Below are 353 nucleotides of genomic sequence, written 5' to 3'. Positions count from 1 at the left end.
AGGTATCGCCTGCCACCGGGGCACGTTGGGGTCTTGCGGTCCGCCGCACCGGTCAGGCCCGCGCGGCTCCCCAAGGTCGCCCCAGAGGCAAGGGTAAGCTCGAACCGCATCGCGACTTCTTCGCGGAAGTTATCGCGCAGGATGGGGACATCACAATGCCTGAACTGGCATCTGCCTTGCATGACGCGACCGGCGTGTGCGCGCACCCGAACGCAATTGGCAAGTTCCTCCGCAAGCTCGGCTATACACACAAAAAAAGTCGCTGGTCGCCGCCGAGCGTCGCCGAACCAAGGTAAGGCAACAGCGCGAAGACTGGTTCAGGCATCGTATTCCGGCTGTGTCGGCCCGGCCCG

General features: G+C 64.0%; 1 pseudogene. It reads left to right on the top strand.

The annotated features are described in order from the left end of the window. A pseudogene (locus C6W92_RS17885) lies at positions 1-296 on the top strand (hypothetical protein); the annotation flags it as partial. Between the last annotated feature and the right edge of the window lie 57 nt (positions 297-353).

It is taken from the genome of Roseovarius sp. A46, from assembly GCF_004126395.1.
Classification (GTDB): domain Bacteria; phylum Pseudomonadota; class Alphaproteobacteria; order Rhodobacterales; family Rhodobacteraceae; genus Roseovarius; species Roseovarius nitratireducens.
The sequence above is the reverse complement of the archived record's forward strand: the minus strand, read 5'-3'. Positions and strand labels throughout refer to the sequence as shown.